General features: G+C 73.4%; 18 protein-coding genes. 1 reads left to right on the forward strand and 17 read right to left on the reverse strand.

Features of this window, described 5'->3' with window-relative positions; translation table 11 throughout:
* The 5 genes from DV20_RS10880 to DV20_RS10900 all read right to left on the reverse strand — a co-directional run.
* Positions 1 to 187: beta-ketoacyl synthase N-terminal-like domain-containing protein (locus tag DV20_RS10880; RefSeq protein WP_043779029.1), on the reverse strand; the 187-nt coding region annotated here is incomplete at its 3' end.
* A 26-nt stretch (positions 188 to 213) separates the two neighbouring features.
* Positions 214 to 975, reverse strand: coding sequence for an ABC transporter permease (locus tag DV20_RS10885; protein WP_043779032.1), 762 nt, complete (start codon positions 973 to 975; stop codon positions 214 to 216).
* Positions 959 to 1,798: an ABC transporter ATP-binding protein gene (locus DV20_RS10890; RefSeq protein ID WP_043779035.1), complete on the reverse strand. Its 840-nt coding sequence runs from the start codon at positions 1,796 to 1,798 to the stop codon at positions 959 to 961. Before DV20_RS10890 ends, DV20_RS10885 begins: the two co-directional genes overlap by 17 nt.
* A gap of 88 nt (positions 1,799 to 1,886) precedes the next feature.
* The gene (locus DV20_RS10895; protein WP_043779037.1) at positions 1,887 to 3,425 is read right to left on the reverse strand and encodes an acyl-CoA ligase (AMP-forming), exosortase A system-associated; all 1,539 of its coding nucleotides are present in this window, start codon (positions 3,423 to 3,425) and stop codon (positions 1,887 to 1,889) included.
* Positions 3,418 to 3,687 (reverse strand): phosphopantetheine-binding protein, encoded by a 270-nt coding sequence (locus tag DV20_RS10900; protein WP_043779039.1) that lies wholly within the window; start codon positions 3,685 to 3,687, stop codon positions 3,418 to 3,420. The genes DV20_RS10895 and DV20_RS10900 overlap by 8 nt, the downstream gene beginning before the upstream one ends.
* Before the next feature lie 182 nt (positions 3,688 to 3,869).
* Between DV20_RS10900 and DV20_RS10910 the strand changes: the two genes are divergently transcribed.
* Positions 3,870 to 4,856: a LuxR C-terminal-related transcriptional regulator gene (locus tag DV20_RS10910; protein WP_051735885.1), complete on the forward strand. Its 987-nt coding sequence runs from the start codon at positions 3,870 to 3,872 to the stop codon at positions 4,854 to 4,856.
* Between the two features lie 157 nt (positions 4,857 to 5,013).
* Here the strand turns inward: DV20_RS10910 and acpS are convergent, their stop codons facing one another.
* The 12 genes from acpS to DV20_RS10970 are packed head-to-tail and all read right to left on the reverse strand — an operon-like array spanning position 5,014 to position 15,621.
* On the reverse strand, positions 5,014 to 5,676 hold the full coding sequence (gene acpS / locus DV20_RS43425; protein ID WP_063607788.1) for a holo-ACP synthase: 663 nt from the start codon (positions 5,674 to 5,676) through the stop codon (positions 5,014 to 5,016).
* Positions 5,673 to 6,422: a hypothetical protein gene (locus tag DV20_RS10920; protein WP_043779046.1), complete on the reverse strand. Its 750-nt coding sequence runs from the start codon at positions 6,420 to 6,422 to the stop codon at positions 5,673 to 5,675. Before DV20_RS10920 ends, acpS begins: the two co-directional genes overlap by 4 nt.
* Positions 6,415 to 7,554, reverse strand: coding sequence for an acyl-CoA dehydrogenase family protein (locus DV20_RS10925; RefSeq protein ID WP_043779049.1), 1,140 nt, complete (start codon positions 7,552 to 7,554; stop codon positions 6,415 to 6,417). Before DV20_RS10925 ends, DV20_RS10920 begins: the two co-directional genes overlap by 8 nt.
* Positions 7,551 to 8,159, reverse strand: a complete 609-nt coding sequence (locus DV20_RS10930) for an acyl-CoA dehydrogenase family protein (RefSeq protein WP_051735886.1) — start codon at positions 8,157 to 8,159, stop codon at positions 7,551 to 7,553. The genes DV20_RS10925 and DV20_RS10930 overlap by 4 nt, the downstream gene beginning before the upstream one ends.
* Positions 8,156 to 9,103 carry a 3-oxoacyl-[acyl-carrier-protein] synthase III C-terminal domain-containing protein gene (locus tag DV20_RS10935; RefSeq protein ID WP_043779051.1) on the reverse strand — a complete coding sequence of 316 codons (948 nt, stop codon included), beginning with the start codon at positions 9,101 to 9,103 and terminating at the stop codon, positions 8,156 to 8,158. The genes DV20_RS10930 and DV20_RS10935 overlap by 4 nt, the downstream gene beginning before the upstream one ends.
* Positions 9,103 to 9,303, reverse strand: a complete 201-nt coding sequence (locus tag DV20_RS44810; RefSeq protein ID WP_043779056.1) for a hypothetical protein — start codon at positions 9,301 to 9,303, stop codon at positions 9,103 to 9,105. The genes DV20_RS10935 and DV20_RS44810 overlap by 1 nt, the downstream gene beginning before the upstream one ends.
* The gene (locus DV20_RS10945) at positions 9,303 to 10,166 is read right to left on the reverse strand and encodes a hypothetical protein (RefSeq protein ID WP_063607789.1); all 864 of its coding nucleotides are present in this window, start codon (positions 10,164 to 10,166) and stop codon (positions 9,303 to 9,305) included. The genes DV20_RS44810 and DV20_RS10945 overlap by 1 nt, the downstream gene beginning before the upstream one ends.
* Positions 10,167 to 10,169: 3 nt before the next feature.
* On the reverse strand, positions 10,170 to 10,436 hold the full coding sequence (locus DV20_RS10950; protein WP_003100549.1) for an acyl carrier protein: 267 nt from the start codon (positions 10,434 to 10,436) through the stop codon (positions 10,170 to 10,172).
* The gene (locus DV20_RS10955; protein ID WP_043779058.1) at positions 10,433 to 11,731 is read right to left on the reverse strand and encodes a type III PLP-dependent enzyme; all 1,299 of its coding nucleotides are present in this window, start codon (positions 11,729 to 11,731) and stop codon (positions 10,433 to 10,435) included. The genes DV20_RS10950 and DV20_RS10955 overlap by 4 nt, the downstream gene beginning before the upstream one ends.
* Entirely contained in the window at positions 11,728 to 13,071 is a 1,344-nt protein-coding gene (locus tag DV20_RS10960) for a preATP grasp domain-containing protein (protein WP_043779060.1), read from the reverse strand. Before DV20_RS10960 ends, DV20_RS10955 begins: the two co-directional genes overlap by 4 nt.
* Positions 13,068 to 14,027: a 3-oxoacyl-[acyl-carrier-protein] synthase III C-terminal domain-containing protein gene (locus DV20_RS10965; RefSeq protein ID WP_043779061.1), complete on the reverse strand. Its 960-nt coding sequence runs from the start codon at positions 14,025 to 14,027 to the stop codon at positions 13,068 to 13,070. The genes DV20_RS10960 and DV20_RS10965 overlap by 4 nt, the downstream gene beginning before the upstream one ends.
* Before the next feature lie 19 nt (positions 14,028 to 14,046).
* Positions 14,047 to 15,621, reverse strand: a complete 1,575-nt coding sequence (locus tag DV20_RS10970) for a condensation domain-containing protein (RefSeq protein WP_043779064.1) — start codon at positions 15,619 to 15,621, stop codon at positions 14,047 to 14,049.
* Positions 15,622 to 15,726: the final 105 nt, after the last annotated feature.

The raw sequence follows: 15,726 nt of genomic DNA on the forward strand, positions 1-15,726 counted from the left end.
CGACGCGGACGTGGCCCGGGGTGGCCGGGTCCACGCCCGCGTCGGCGAGTTCCGCGTCGGTCAGCTCGCGCAGGCCGGGGATCCCGGCCGCGAGGTTGCGGCGCAGCTGCTCGACGTCGGCGGCGCCGGGGAACCGCCCCGCCATCCCGACGAGCGCCACGGCCGATTCGGGTGCCGGTTCCGTCACGGCAGGATCCTTTCTCCGGGAGAAGATCAGAGCAGGTGGCTGCGGCCCCAGCCGTGGGCGAGCCGGTATGTGGCGAACGCGCCGGTGGCGAGGGCGATCCCGAGCACGATGAGCGCCGGGCGCAGCATCGCTTCGGCGTTGCCCGCCATGGCCGCGCGGATGAGCGACAGCCCCCAGTAGCCCGGGGAGAACGGCGCCAGCGCCTGCGCCCACGGCGGCATCAGCGACACCGGCAGCAGCGAGCCGCCGAGCGAGCTGATCGTGATCGCGCCGAGGTCGACCGCGACGATCAGGTCGCCGCGGCTGCGCACCACAGTGGACAGTGCGGCGCCCATGGCCAGCAGCATGAAGCCCCACAGGCACATCGCGCCGAACACCAGGCCGGGCGACACCGGGAACGGCATGCCGACGACGAGCCAGCCGTACACGATGAGCACGGCCTGCTGGATCAGCAGCACCACGAACACCGGGACGGCCTTGCCGATCAGCAATTCCGCGCGGGCGGCGCGGCTGGCGCGCAGCCGGTCCCACGTGCGCCACTCGCGTTCGACGAAGATCGCGTTGCCGACGATCGCCATGGCGAACACCGAGAACATCACCAGCTGCCCGGTGACGGCTTCGACCGCGCCGGTGCCCAGTGCCTTCACGTACAGCGGCTGGAACAGCACCATGAAGATCATCGGCGTGATCAGGTAGCTGATCAGCTGCGAGGGGTCGCGCAGGCGCAGGGTCGCGTTGTAGCGGACGAGGGCGCCGGCCCGGTAGAGGGAGTCAGTGCGCGTCGACATCGGTCACCGCCAGGGAGTGGTAGAGGTCGTCCAGGCTGGGGTTGCGCAGCTCGACGGACTCGACCGGCCGCGCCACGGTGGGCAGCAGCTCCAGCAGCGTGCCCGTCGGGTCGGTGGTCGAGACGGTCAGCTGCTCGTCGGCGGTGCGCACGCGGACCTCGCCGGGCAGGCCCGACAGCAGCTCGTCCGCGGCGCCGCGCGCGATCACCCGGCCTTCGGCGGCCACCGCGATCGTGGCCTGCAGGTCGGTCAGTTCGGTCAGGTAGTGAGTGGTGTAGACCACTGCGGCTCCTTCGCCTGCTCGTTGCTTGACCACGTCGAGCAGCGCCTGACGGGTCTCGGGGTCGGCACCGGCGGTCGGCTCGTCGAGCAGCAGCAGCGCGGGCCGGTGCACCAGCGCCGTCGCGGCCTGCGCCCGCCGCTGCTGGCCGCCCGAGAGCAGGCCGCAGGTGCGGTTCAGGAAGCTCTCCAGCCGCAGCGCGGCCGTGAGGTCGTCGATCGCCGAGCGCAGCGCCGCCCGGCGCAGGCCGGCGAGGCGCCCGTAGAGCTCCAGGTGCTCGCGCACGGTCAGCGGGCGGTAGAGCGCGATGTGCTGCGGCGAGATGCCGATGCGGTCCCGGGCGCGCGTCGGCGACACGCCGTCGACGAGCACCGTTCCGCTGTCCGGGCGCAGCAGCCCGGACACCATCTCGACGAAGGTGGTCTTGCCGGCGCCGTTGTGGCCGACCAGCCCGACGATCTCGCCGGCCGCGACTTCGAGGCTGAAGCCGTCGAGGGCCTGCACTTCGTCGTAACGTTTCCGGAGGTCGATTGCTTGCAACATGGGGATCGCTCCTTGCGGTTCGCGGCAAACGGACTGTCGCACGGGGACGACGGGAGCGGCGGGCTCCCGCGGTGGCAGGAAACTGCCGTCATTCGGTGCCGGCGGGCACCGCGCTCAGCGCCTTTCGCAGCGCGACGCGGTCGAACTTGCCGTTGACCGACCGGGGCAGCTTCGGCAGCACCTCGATCCGCCGCGGCAGCATGTACGCGGGCAGTTCCTTGGCCAGCGCCCGGGAAATCGCCTCGGCTTCACCCTCGGGCGCGACCGCCAGCACGATCCGGTGGCCCAGCACCGGATCCGGTACGCCGAACGCGGCCGCCTCCCCCACCAGCCCGGTCGCGTAGGCGGCCTCCTCGACCTCGGCGGGACTGACGCGGTAGCCCGACGTCTTGATCATCTCGTCGGTGCGGCCGACGAAGTAGAGGAACCCGTCCTCGTCGCGGTAGACGGTGTCGCCCGACCACACGGCGATCTCGGGCCGTACCAGGCCTTCCGGGCCGGGCACCGGGCGGAAGCGCTCGGCCGTGCGCCCGGGGTCGTTCCAGTAGCCGAGCGCGACGAGCGCGCCGCGGTGCACCAGCTCGCCGTGTTCGCCGGGCAGGCAGGCGGAGCCATCGGGACGCAGCACGAGCACTTCGGCGTTGGGGATCGCCTTGCCGATCGAGCCGGGACGGCGGTCCGCCTCGGCCGGGTCGAGGTAGGTGGAGCGGAACGCCTCCGTGAGGCCGTACATCAGAAACGGCCGCGCCGCCGGGAAGAGCTCGCGCAGCCGCGTCAGCGTCGCGCGGGGCATCCGGCCGCCGGTGTTGGCGAAGTACCGCAGCCGGGCGGTCGCCTCGGCGGGCCACTCCTGCGTCACCAGCTGCAGCCACAACGGCGGCACGCAGGTGAGCGCGGTGACGCCGTGGCGGGCGCAGAGCCGCACGATTTCCCTGGGCAGCAGGTAGTTCACGAGCACGACGTGCGCACCGGCGGCGAACGCGGTGGTGAGCTGGCTGAACCCCGCGTCGAAACTCAGCGGCAGCGCGGCGAGCACGACGTCGTCGCGCGTGTGGCCGAGGTACTGCGCGACGCTCGCGGCGCCGGCGAGCAGGTTGCGGTGGGACAGCATGACACCCTTGGGGCCGCCGGTGCTGCCGGAGGTGTACATGATGGCGGCCGGGTCCTGGTCGATCACCGCGCCGGCGCCGGGCACCGCGACCGGCTCGACCGCGGTCAGCGCGTCCCACGCGGGCTCGCCGAACACCACGACCGGGGTGCTTGCGGGCACGGCCTCGCGGACCGTCGTCCGCCGCTCGGCGGTCGTGAACACCACCTTCGGCGTGCAGTCGGTGGCGACGTGCGCGATGTGCCGGGCCTTGAACAGCGGGTTCAGCGGCACCAGGACCGCACCGGCGGCCGCGGCGGCGAACAGCGCGACGACGGTCTCGAGCCGCTTCTCCGCGTACACCGCCACGCGGTCGCCGCGGCGGACGCCGAGCCGGTGCAGGCCGTGGGCCACGCGCGCGACGGCGTCGGCGAGCTCGGCGTAGGTCAGCGTGCGGTCCTTGTGGGTGAGGGCCGGATCGCCGGCCGCGCCGCGGGCGAGCAGCCCGTCGAGCCGCACCGGGGCGGCCGCCTCAGACATCGGCGGGCTCCGGGACGACGAACTCCGCGACGGCGGCCCACAGGCTGCCCGCGGTGGCGAAGGTGTCCTCGGTGAGCAGCTCGTCGGGCAGCTCGAAACCGAAGGTTTCCTCCAGGTCGGTGACGAGCTGCACGACACCCATCGAGTCGAGCCCGAGCGCGGCCAGGTCGTCGTCTTCGGCGATCCGGTCGCCGAGGGCGTAGGGCAGGTGTGCGATCAGGATCTCGAGGAACCCGGGCGGAATGGGGAGTGTGTCAGGCATGGCGTCACCCTGTTTCGCGTTCGGCGGTCAACCGTGTCCTCCCGAGGACACCACCGGCCGGCCTCACCGGGCCATCACGCCGCTCTCATCCCGCCACCGCCGGGCGAGAGCGGCGTGATGGCGGCCCGAGAAGCCCGGCTGCGACGGTGGACGCAGCAAACCGACCCCGCCTTGGAGGCACGATGTCGACGGCCACTCTCCCGCCGCCCGGGGCGTTCTCCATGCCCGAGCCCGACCCCGAAGCCGAGTTGTACCGCTATGCGGCGCGCTGCGGCCGGATCTCGTCCGTGGCCACCGCCGCGGCGCACCTCGGCCTGCCCGCCGACACGGTGCAGGCGGCCGCCGCGCGGCTGGTCGAGCTGCACCTGCTGCGCGCGGCCGCGGACGGCGGCCTGGTCCCCCGCGAGCCGTCGGCCGCCGCGGAACTGGTCGTGACGCCGCTGGAACGCGCGATGTACGAGCGCCGCGAGCAGGCCGACCGCCTGCGCGAGCGCATCGACGGCATCACCCGGGCCCCCGCGGGCGAGGCGGGCGCGGTCGACCGCCTGGAGGGGATCGCCGAGATCCGCGGCCTGATCAAGCTGGCGGCCGAGGTCTGCCGCGACGAGCTGGTGGTCCTGCACCCGGGTGAGGCGGCCGACGACCTGGTCGACGAGCTGCTCGACGCGTGCTATTCGGTGCTGGGCGACGGCGTCGGGGTCCGGGTGGTGTGCCCGCACCGCAGCCGGGCGGGGTACGCGGCCCGGGCGCGGTTGACGCAGCTGGCCGGCCGCGGAGCCTGCATCCGCACGCTGAGCCGGGTCCCCGAGGCGGCGGTGGTCTTCGACCGTTCCCTGGCGGTGACGCTGGACGTCGCCGAGCTGTCGGCCCGCCGCGTACGCGACCAGGGCATGGTGCGGTTCCTGCTGGGCCTGTTCGACCAGCTGTGGGACGGCGCGACCCCGTTCGCGGCCGAGGACCAGGGGTACAGCGGCGAGATCGCGCACGACCTGCAGCAGACGATCGCGCGGCTGATGGCCCAGGGGCTGACGGACGAGGTCGTGGCGCGCCGGCTGGGCATGTCGGTGCGGACCTGCCGCCGGCACATCGCCGCGATGCTGCAGAACCTCGACGCGGTGTCGCGCTTCCAGGCCGGAGTCCAAGCAGCTGCACGCTTCACCCTCGCCTGACGCGCCGGCGCCGATGCGCCCCGATGTGGCGTTCGATGCGTCAGACGCCATCGACGCCACATCGGGGCGCTTGTAGCTCGGCTGGGCAGAGCCGGTGGCGCACCCGGACACGAGAAGGGGCCTTCCGCTTGCGGAAGGCCCCTTCTCTCTGCCCGCCCTACCAGCCGGCCGCCTCGGCGACCACACCGTAGGTGTGCCGCAGATCGGTCATCCGGTAGATCCCGGCCTCCGGGATGCGGATGCCGTACCGGTGCTCGATCCGGGCGAGCAGCTCGATCACCACCACCGACGTGACCCCCAGATCGCCCGCGAACGACGCCGCGGTGGCCACCTCGCCGGCGGGGACCGAGAACAGGTCGGCGGCCAGGGCCGCCAGTTCGTCGAACCGGGCCGGGACCGGCGCGGCGAGAGAAGGCGTGGCCGCGCGGCGGAACGGGCGCGGCGGGCGGGCGCACCCCGCCGCCGCGACCGCGACCACCAGGTCGGCCTGGTGGCTCAGCGTCACCACGATCTCCTCCAGGCCCGCCTCGTCCGCGATCTCCGCCGCGCCGCCGCCGAGGGTCACCAACGGCGCTCCCCAGTCGTCGTTGGTCACCTCGATGTCACGCCAGCGCAGGCCCTGGCCGAAGCCACGACCCAGCATCTTGCAGGTGGCCTCCTTGACGGAAAACCGCCCGGCCAGCCGTTCCAGGGACCGTTCGGCACCCATCCGGGCGGCCTGCTCCAGCTCCACCGGGGTGAAGACCAGCGTCCGGTACCGGGGGTGCGCCGCGACCTCCGCGAACCGCGGGATCGACATCAGGTCCACGCCGATTCTCATCCACTCCGCCCCCCGAGCAAACTCGCCGTCGCGGCGGGCACCAGCCGCAGCGCGGCGACGTCCAGGGCGAGCAGGGACAGCCAGCCCTCACGCAGCGGCCCGCGCGTGTGCAGCAGCACCCGGTCGCCGTCGGCGACCACGCCTTCGGCCAGCGCCGCGCAGAACGCCAGCCACGCGTCGCACGGGCCGCGGCCGGTGAACCGGTGGCCGGCCGTCAGCGCGGGCTTTCCTTCCCCGCAACCGGAAACCGCCAAGGGGGACCGACCGCGCCGCAGCCGGACGCCGACCGCGGCGAACCGCGGGTCGCCGCAGGCCGCGTCGGCGAACAGCGGCTCGTCGCAGACGACCGCCGTCGCTTCCGTCTCGACCGCCCACTCCAGCAGCCCGAAGACGGCCGTGCCGCCGAGCTCGTCGAGGTGCGAGAGGCCGACGTCCTCACCCGCCCAGCCGCTGCGCTGCACCAGCCCGGCCAGCGCGGCCACGTTCGGGTCGCGCAGCGGGCCCGAGCGCACGAAGAACAGCGGCTGCGGCACCGCGGGCGGCCCGAGGGCGGCCAGCACCTGCGCCGCGACGTCGACGTCGTCGTCCTCGGGAATCCGCACCATCAGGCGGGACAACGGAATCCCGGCGGCGGCCAGCCGCTCCGGCGGCACCAGGTCGGCGGCGCCGGGCAGCGCCGACAACGGCACGTACTCCTCGCGCCGCGCGGCGGCGAACGCGATCGTGTCGATCCCGAGGTCAGGCATCGGCGTCTCCCGCCTGGTACCCGCGCGCCACGTGCAGGCGGTGGATGTTGCTCGTGCCCTCCATGAACTCGAAGGCGTGGACGTCCCGCGTCCACTTCTCCAGCAGCGGGTGCTCGATGAGGCCGGCCGGGCCGAGCGCGGCCGACGCCCAGTGCGCCGTCCCCACCGCCAGGCCGACCGCGCCGAGCTTCGCGGCACTGGAGAGGTAGCCGCGCTCGGGGTCGCGGTCGATCCGCGCCGCCGCCTCGTACACCAGCTCCCGGCCCGCTTCGGCGCGCGCCAGCGCGAGCTGGCCGCCCGGGGCGTTCTTGCGGTGCTCCAGCACGTACTCGACCATCGCCAGCGCGGTGCCGACGGCGGACGCGGCGATCCGCACCCGCATGTGGTTGAACGTCGTGATGGCGGCGAAGATCCCGCGCCGCGTCACCGGCAGGTGGTCGCCCAGCATCCGCCCGGCGGGGATGGCGACGTCCGCGAAGGACAGCCGGCTGATGTAGGCGCCGCGCAGGCCGATCATGTCGAGCTTCTCGCCGTGCCAGCCGGGTGCCGGGACCTCGACCAGTGCCGCGCGGATCGACAGCGCGCCGCGGCCGGTGCGGCCGAACACCACGCCGACGCTGCCGCGGGCGGCGTTGCCGACGTAGCACTTGCCGCCGGTGAGCCGCCAGCCCTCGCCGTCGCGGTCGAAGCGGGTCTCCATCGCGGTCGCGTCGTTGCCGCGGCTCTCCTCGGTCATCGCGAAGAACGACCAGCGGCGGCCGCCGTGCATCCGGGTGAAGAACCACTCCTGCTGCTCGGGGGTGCCGAGCAGCTCCACGAACACCCCGGCCAGGCCGGGTGACGGGCAGGCCAGGATCGCCCCGACGTCCCCGCGGGCCAGCTCGATCAGCCCGGCCACGTTCTCCAGGCACGAGCCGCGTTCCATCGCCCGCAGCAGCGGCGTCGACGGCAGCGACTCGCGGTACTGCGGCGGGGTGTCGGCCTGCCGGACCATTTCGAAAACGGGCGAGCCGTAGTGCTCGTCCATCGCGTCCGGGTCGGTGTCGATGGCCAGGGCCCGCGACCGCAGGTCCACGGCCGCCTCCCGGCTCAGGTCGCGGACCGCGCGGACGCGTTCGCTCAGCTCGATCATGCCGGTTCTCCTTCGGGTTCCCGGTCCACCCAGGTGCCGGCCACCAGAGCCGAGACGTAGAGCGACCGCGCGGGTGAGGTGGCCAGGAAGCCCGAGGCGCCGAGGTGCTGGGCGACCCGCCAGCCCAGCTCGTCCAGCTCGCGGTGGACGTCGGCCACGGCGGCCGGGTGCCGCTGCGAGCGCACCTGGGCGCGCAGCCGTTCCACCGCGGCCATCACGTCGCCGATCGCGCCGACGATCAGCTGCTTGCGAATCAGCGGTTCGTCGCCGGAGGTGCGCTGCGACAGGTGCTCGACGACGTGGTCGAGCACCGAGCGCAGCACCCCCAGCCGGACCGCGGCGAGGTGCCGGCCGAAGTCGGCCAGCTCGAGGGCGTCACGCTCTTCGCGTGGACGGCCCGAGCAGGCGAGGAAGACGATGTCCTCGCGATCGGCCAGGCTGTGCGTGCGCACTTCGGCGCCTTCGGGCACGGTGGCGGCGGGCACGGCCGCGTACCGGCCGGGGGCCAGCCGGTCGGCCGGGGTGGCGGGCAGGGCCCGCGCGAGACCGGCGGCGAGGCCGTCGCTGCGCGCGGTTCGCTCGCATTCGAGCAGGCTGGTGGTCACTTCTCCTCCACGACCTCGACGATCACCGACTGGAAGTAGGCGCCCTGGCCCACGGAGACCAGGGCGCAGCGCTGCCCGGGACGCAACCGGCCGGCCGCGTCGGCGTGCTGCAGGGCGAGCAGGGAGTCGATCCCGAAGTTGTGCCCGCGCTCGGCGACCAGCTCCAGCGGGATCCGGTCCATCGGGACCCCGGACAGCCCGCTGAAGGTGCGCCAGAACATGCGGTTGGACAGGTCCGGCAGCACCCAGTCCACCTCGGGCAGCGTCAGGCCGGCGTCCCGGGCCGCGGCGCCCACGACCGCCACCGCCTGCTCGCAGCAGACCTTGCCGAAGAGCGCGAACTCCTCCTTGGTCATCCGCAGGCTGCGGTGGAACCGCGTGTCGCGGGCGCTCGCGCCACCGAGGTAGCGGTAGCGCGAGCGCCCGCGGGACACCACGAGCGCCGCCGCGGTGTCGCCCGCGACGGTCGTGCCCGGGATGTAGCGGCCGCGGTCGCTCGCGCTGCCCTGGTCGCCGCCGAGGACGAGCACGCGGTCGTCCGGCGCCGCGCCGGGCCGGGCCAGGTAGCGCCGGGCGAGCTCGACCGAGCGCAGCACCGACGTGCAGTTGACGTGCGACACCCCGAAGAACGGGACGCCCGGCAGGCCGAGCGCGTCGCGCAGCCGGTCCGGGAACTCCCCGCACAGGTCGAGCTCGGCGATGAGCAGCGTGTGGCCGTAGAGCACGAGGCTCGCGGGCCCGCCGCCGAGCGCGGACCGCCCGGCCTCGGCCAGGTGGTCCGCCATCCGCTCGCCCGGCGCGAGCACCGGGCTGTCGCGCAGGCCGTAGATGCGGCCGAACATCCGCCGCTCCAGCGGTTTGGCGCCCGACCGCACGAGCACGTCGTCGACGGCCTCGACCCGGCCGGGCAGCCGCACGGCGACCCGGGACAGCCCCGTGTCCATCAGCGCTCCCTCCCCAGCTCGCGCGTGTCGACCCGCTGATCACGCGTGTCGGCTTCCCGATCACGCGTGTCGACCCTCGGATCACGGGCGGAGGCCGGCCGGAAGGCGGTGGGGCAGCTGCGGAAGGTGCCACCCACCGGCGCGAAGGCCACCGGCGCGAAGGCCACCGGCCGCACCGGCTCGAAACCGAACAGGCCCATCAGTGCTCCCTCCCCGGCACGAGCAGGCAGCTGCAGAACGTGCCGCCCGCGGGCTCGAAGTCGGCCAGCAGCACCGGCTCCTCCAGCGGCCACAGGCGGGCGAGCCCCGCCCACACGCCGGTGCACCACAGATCCGGCACCGCCTCGACCCGCCCGGCGTAGGGCGTGCCCGCGAGCCGCTGGGTGAGGCCCGCGCCGGCCAGTACCCGGACGCCCGGGTGCCGGTAGAGCACGTCGGCCAGGGCGAGGGTGGCGGTGTGCGGCCCGGTCCCGCCGAGCCGCACCTCCTCCAGCTCGGTGACGGCGACGTCGCCGGTGGCGCCGGCCTGCAGCAGGACCGCGGCGTCGGGCCGGTGCGTGGCCGGGTGGCCGCTGTCCCACAGCACGGCGTTCTGGTCGTACACCAGCAGCGCCGCCGAGGCCGCCTCGCCGATCCGGCACAGGCCGTCCAGCAGGCGCAGCGCGGTGAACGCCGCACCCGGCCCCGGCCCGGCGACCGAGCACGGTTCCGGGTTCCCGGGCAGCCGTCCGGCGAGGTAGCAGCCGGCGACTTCCGAGTGGTACAGGTCGGGTGCGTGGTAGGCGAGCACCACCGCGTCCAGCGGCGGCAGCGGGGTGCCCGCGTCCGCCAGGAGGGCCTCGGTCATCTCGATGAACCCGTTGCCGGTGCGGGCCAGGAAGTCCTCCTGATCGGCCGCGGCACCGAAGGTTTCGACCATGAGCCGGGCCAGCTCGGGACGCATCCCGAACACCGGCTTGACGCGCTCGGGGAACACCCGGTGCGTGACGCCGGTCAGGTGCACCCCGGCCGGGCGCGGGGGTCCCGCGGCCCGCCCCGGGGGCGCGAGGGTTTGGAGGGACATGGCTCAGACCGCCGCGGCGGCCCTGGCGAAGGCCGACTCGATGTAGTCGGTCAGGCTGCCGACCGTGCGGAAGACCTCCGGGCCCAGCTCGTCCGGGTCGATCTCGAGGCCGATGGTGTCCTCGAGGCTCATCAGCAGCTCGATGACGCTGGTGGAGTCGAGCGCCAGGTCTTCGAACAGGCGCAGCTCCGGGGTGACGCCGCCGATCTCCTTGTTGAGCACGGCGGACAGGGCGATCTCCAGGTGGGCGACGATCTCGGTGCGGTTCATCTCGGCTCACTTCCCATGCTGTCGGTGTCGGGCTGGAACAGGTGCTGCTTGCGCAGCAGGTCTGCGGGCTCGTCGCGGTCGCGGACCAGGAAGGCCTCGCCCCCGCGCACGAGCACCTCGGCGGGGAACCCGTGGCTGAGGAACAGCCCGGGCGAGGCCGACGGCCCGTAGGCGCCGGAGTTCAGGACGCCGACCAGGTCACCGGGACGCAGGTCGGGCAGTTTCACCTGCTTGAGCAGGGTGTCGTTGGGCGTGCACAGCGGGCCGGTGACGGTCCACGGGCCGGGCTCGACGGTGTCGTCGGTGTCCTCGCCGGCGGCGCGCGGGGTGAGCAGCACGGCCGGGAAGTTGCGCTTGACGAACGAGCCGATGCCGACGGCGGCCATGTGGTGGTGGGTGCCGCCGTCCGCGATGGCGAACCGCTCCCCCATGGATTCCTTGACGTACCGGACGCCGAGCACGTAGACCCCGGCGCGCCCGGCCAGGAACCGGCCGGACTCCATGATCAGCCGGGTGCCCGGGTGCGCCCGGTGGAACGCCGCCAGCATCGGGTTGATCTCGGCGGCGACGTCGGCGGCTTCGAGGTCGTCCTCGCCCTCGAAGTAGGCGACGCCGAGGCCGCCGCCGATGTCGACGGCTTCCAGGCGGATGCCGGTCTCCGCGGCGACCCGCTCGGCCAGGTCGAGGGCGTAGCGCGTGTTCTTGCCGACGACTTCGGCGTCGAGGATGCGCGTGCCCATGTAGACCTGGATGCCGGCGACGTCGGCGTGGCGGTACTCCGCCAGCCGCGGTCCGGCGGCCAGGACCTGGGCCTCGTCGATGCCGAACTGGCGGGGCTTGCCGCCCATGGTCAGCCGGGAGCCGCTGATCGCGCAGGTCGGGTTGATCCGCAACAGCACCCGCTGCTGCTTCCCGAGCTCGGCGCCGAGCCGTTCGATGTCGTCCAGCTCGTCGAAGGACTCGCAGACGATCGCGTAGACGCCGGTCTCCAGGCACGCCCGCAGCTCTTCCTGGCTCTTGCCCGGACCGAGGAAGATGATGTCGCCGGGCCGAGCGCCCGCCTTGAGCACGGTCTGCAGCTCCACGATGGACGAAACCTCGGCCCGCGCGCCGCCGTGGTGCAGGGCGGCGAACACGCTGATGTTCGGGTTCGCCTTGAGGGAGTAGAACACCTCGATCGCCGGGTGCAGCACCGCGCGCAGGCCGGTGATGGTGGCGTGCAGGACGTCGCCGTCGTAGACGTAGAGCGGCGTGCCGAAGCGCGCGGCCAGGTCCGGGTAGTCGATGCCGGTCATGCGGTTTCCCCTGCCATTTCGGCGAGACGGCGCTCGGCCTCGGTCCGGACGGCGAGGGCTTCCTCGGGCGAGTCCCCGACGCAGATCGCGTAGAGGCGGCCGTGGAAGGAGCCCTCGCCGGTGTTCGCGGCGTTGAGCGTCGCGAAGTTGTTGACCAGCACGCCGGTGTCGCCGGCGCCGGTGAAGAACAGGTCGCCGAGCGCGCTTTCGACCTCGGCGAAGGTGTGTTCGCGCCGCAGCTTCAGCGAGAAGGTCGCCGCGATGGCGTGGCGGCCCTCGGGGATGAACTTTTCGGCGATCCGGCTCTGGTAGGTCGACATGTTGAACCGGGCGTTGATCTCCAGGCACGGGTAGAGCGTGCCGTCGGCGGCGAGCATCGCGTCGACGCCGACCATCCCGAAGAACCCTTCGTCGTGCAGCGCGCGCCCGATCTTCTCGACGGCCTCGGCGAGCTCGCGCGCCGCGACCGGCGGCAGTTCCACCGGGAACCGGTGGCCCTGGTGCACGCCGTTCTTCAGCACGGCCGCCTTGACCGTCTCGAACCGGACGCCGCCGGTGCGGGAGACGACGAACTGGTAGTTCAGGTCCTGGGCGTGCTCGATCCAGGACTCGACGACCAGGTTCGCCGGCGCCTCGGCACCGCGGCGCTCGATCAGGCGCAGCAGCCGGTTCGCGCCCCGCTCGTCCTCGACGACGACCATGCCGCGGCCGGAAACGCCGAGGGACTCCTTGACCACGACCCGGCCGCCCAGCGCCAGCTGCGCGGTGAGCGCCTCGCGCAGCTGGCCGACCGTGTGCACCACCCGGCCGGGCACCTGGCGCAGGCCGAGGGCGTCGACCAGGCCGCGGCTGAACACCTTGCCGTTGACCGCCTTGCAGATCTGCGCGGTCGAACCGGCGAGCGGCAGCCCGGATTCCTTCGCCAGGGCCTCTTCCGACGCCGAGATGCCCAGCGGCATCAGGTAGGTGTTGCCGTCGGCCAGCTCCCGCAGCCGGCCCAGCAGCTCCGGCGAGTTCAGCGCGTCCTCGGTCACCATCGCGTCCGGGTCGTTGTGCTCGGCGATCAGCGTCGAGCCGTCGGCCGCGCCGATCCGCGCGAGGTAGGCGGCGAACGCGGGGTCCATGGGTGCCTTGAGCACCACCAGGTCGCCCTCGCCGGCGAGCAGCGCGCCCATCTCCTCCATGCGGTTGACCGTGGCCCCCGCGAACGAGATGCCGGCGCCGGGCAGTTTCGGCTCGCCCACCGCCCAGCTGCGTTCCACCTCGAAGTTGTTGACGAAGACGAACCGCGCCCCGGCGTCGCCGGTGAGGTCCTTCTTCAGCCGTGCCACGAAATTCATCCCTGGTTCCCTTCTCCGATCTCGACGACGGCCGCCGCGAAGGTCGCCCCGAGACCGGCCGAAGCCAGCAGCACGAGGTCCCCCGGATCGACCCGCCCGTCCGCGCGCGCCGCCGCCAGGTTGATGAACGGGTCGGAGCTGTAGCAGTGGGCGTACTTCCCGACGTTGTCGAGGAACACGCGGTCGCGGGGCACGCCGAGCGCGCCCGTGATGCGTTTCCACGACAGCTTGTTGACGTTGTGCGGCAGGATGGCGGCGAGGTCCGCGGCGCCGACCCTGGCGTCGTCCAGTGCGTCCTGCATGACCTGGGCGAGCGCGTCCGGGTAGACGTGCTTGTACCGCAGCTGCAGGGCTTCGTCGCAGTCGATGCCGCGGTAGAACTCGCCCAGCACGGTCAGCGCGCGCCCGAGGACGCGGTCGCCGCGGGGGTCCGGGCCGAGCAGCACCGCGGCGGCGCCGTCGCCCTGGATCGTGGTGTCGCGGATCAGCCGGGCCTCGTGCATGAGCACCTTGTCGCCGGTCAGCACGAGCACGCGGTCGCCGGGGGCCGCGGTGGCCAGCAGCGAGCGGGCCACGTGCAGGGCGTGGATCCCGACCACGCAGTTGAGGTGTGACAGGCTGAACGCGGTCGCCCGGTGCAGCCGCAGCCGCGTGCGCACGTCCTCGAGGAGGCCGGGCGTGGCGACGGCGACGTGCTGCATGGTGTGCGCGTGGACCAGGAACCGGACCGAGTCGCGGTCGGTTCCGGCCAGCACGCGTTCCCCCGCGCCCGCCAGCAGGTCGGCCAGGTCGAGGCCGTCCGCGACGGCGACGCGGTCGAGGCCCAGGAAGCGGGTGAAGAAGCGCAGCTGCGTCGCGTCGAGGCCGAGCGGGCCGGCCAGGTCCGCGACCGGCAGGCTCGTCTCCGGCACGAACGACGCCACCCGTTCCAGGCGGGGTGCTTCGAGCAGGGACATGGTTTCCTCCATCTCCGGCTCAGCCTCGGGCCGGCACGAGTTCGTGCGCGAGCGCGGCCAGGGGGCGGACGGTGGTGAACGGGACGAGCCCGGCCGACCAGCCGCGCTCGTGCAGGGCTTCGACCACGCGGGGCAGGCGCAGCACGCGCCCGCCCGCGCCGAGGTAGCTGCGGGCCGGATCGACGTGCTCGAGGCCGTTGACCTCGGCCACGACCTCGGTGAGCACGCGTTCGGCGGGCGCGGCGCCGGTTCGCCCGGGTTCTCGGGCTCCGATCCGCGGTGGTTCCGCCGGGGTGAAGCCGATGAGCGCGGCGGCCTCGCTCACCCGCAGGTCGGTGCCGGGTTCGCGGTGGGCCTCGACGAGCCGCGCGTAGCCGCGCAGGAACTGTTCGACGGCCTCGGCGTCCATGACCGCGTCGAGGGCCTGCAGGGCCAGGGTGATGCCGTCGGCCCATTCGTAGACGCGCAGGTAGCTGTCCGAACCGGCGTGCGCCCAGTCGGCGGGGGCCGCGTTGACCGCGTACCGGTCGCGCTTGGTGCGGCAGGACCGCGGTGCGTTGTCGAGGAAGTTCAGCTCGGCGACCACGCGCACGCCTTTCTCGGCGACCAGCTCGTAGACGCGGTCGTAGGGCACGTGTGCGTGCGTCATCGCTTCGCTCACGCGGGCGGCGGATTCCTTGACCACGGTGGAAAACCGCGGATCGCCGCCGAGGTCGGCGAGCACCGGGGTCGGGTAGGACAGGCACGTGACGGCACCGCCGAAGCCGCTGGCGTCCCGCTGGCTGGTGTACATCCGGTGCGCGACCAGCGTTTCCCCGGTGTACGCGGCGAGCGTGACGGCATAGGCGGCCAGGTGCACGGCCGAGGGCCACACGTGCTCGCGTGCCGCGATCGCCCGGGCGGCCGAAAGCAGCGTCGGGACGGTGAGCGAGGCGCTGTGTGCGGCATCGGATGCCTTGCGGCGCTTCGAGAAGACGTCCGCGGGGAGCTTCTTCACCATGTCGCGCCAGTGTCCCAGCGAGGGTTCGAGGTCGGCCTCGGTGCGGCTCTCCTCGAAGCGGGCGAGGTCCACCGGCTGGTGTTCGACCGGGTCCAGCACCGCCGGCCGGCCCTCGGTGCGCGCGGCGAGGAGCTCGTCGAGCTCGGCGGCGAGGCGGTCGAGGGCGACGTCGTCGAAGGCCAGGTGGTTGAAGACCAGGTGCAGCCGGACCAGGCGGCCGCCGGTGGTGACCACGCAGGCTCGCAGCGGCCACTCGCGGGCCAGGTCGAACGGGGTACGGGTGAGGCGCGCGATGACGTCCACGGCGTCCTCCGTGGTCGCCTCGGTGACCGGCTGCGGCGCGGGCGGCTGCACGAGCTGGCGCGGCCAGGCGTGGCCGTCGGCCGCGGTGCCGGTCAGGTCGTAGACCGTGCGCAGGACCTCGTGCCGGCGCACCAGGTGCGTCAGCGCGGCGCGGACGGCCGCGACCGTGCAGCCCGCGGGCAGCGGGTAGCTGGTGCCGATGTGCGCCTCGTGCCGGGACGGCGCCGGCACCCGCAGGTACCGCAGCAGGTGGTGGTGCTGTCCCCAGCAGAGGTTCGCGCTTTTCACCACGGGGGCCTCCAAATCGTCGTAGGCCGATGGTGGGCGGTGCGCGGCGGAAATGGTTAGCCCTTGGCGGTGGCACGTTCTCCGTGGCACGAAGATGACACCGGGGGG

This window comes from Amycolatopsis rifamycinica, assembly GCF_000695625.1.
Taxonomy (GTDB): Bacteria; Actinomycetota; Actinomycetes; order Mycobacteriales; family Pseudonocardiaceae; genus Amycolatopsis; species Amycolatopsis rifamycinica.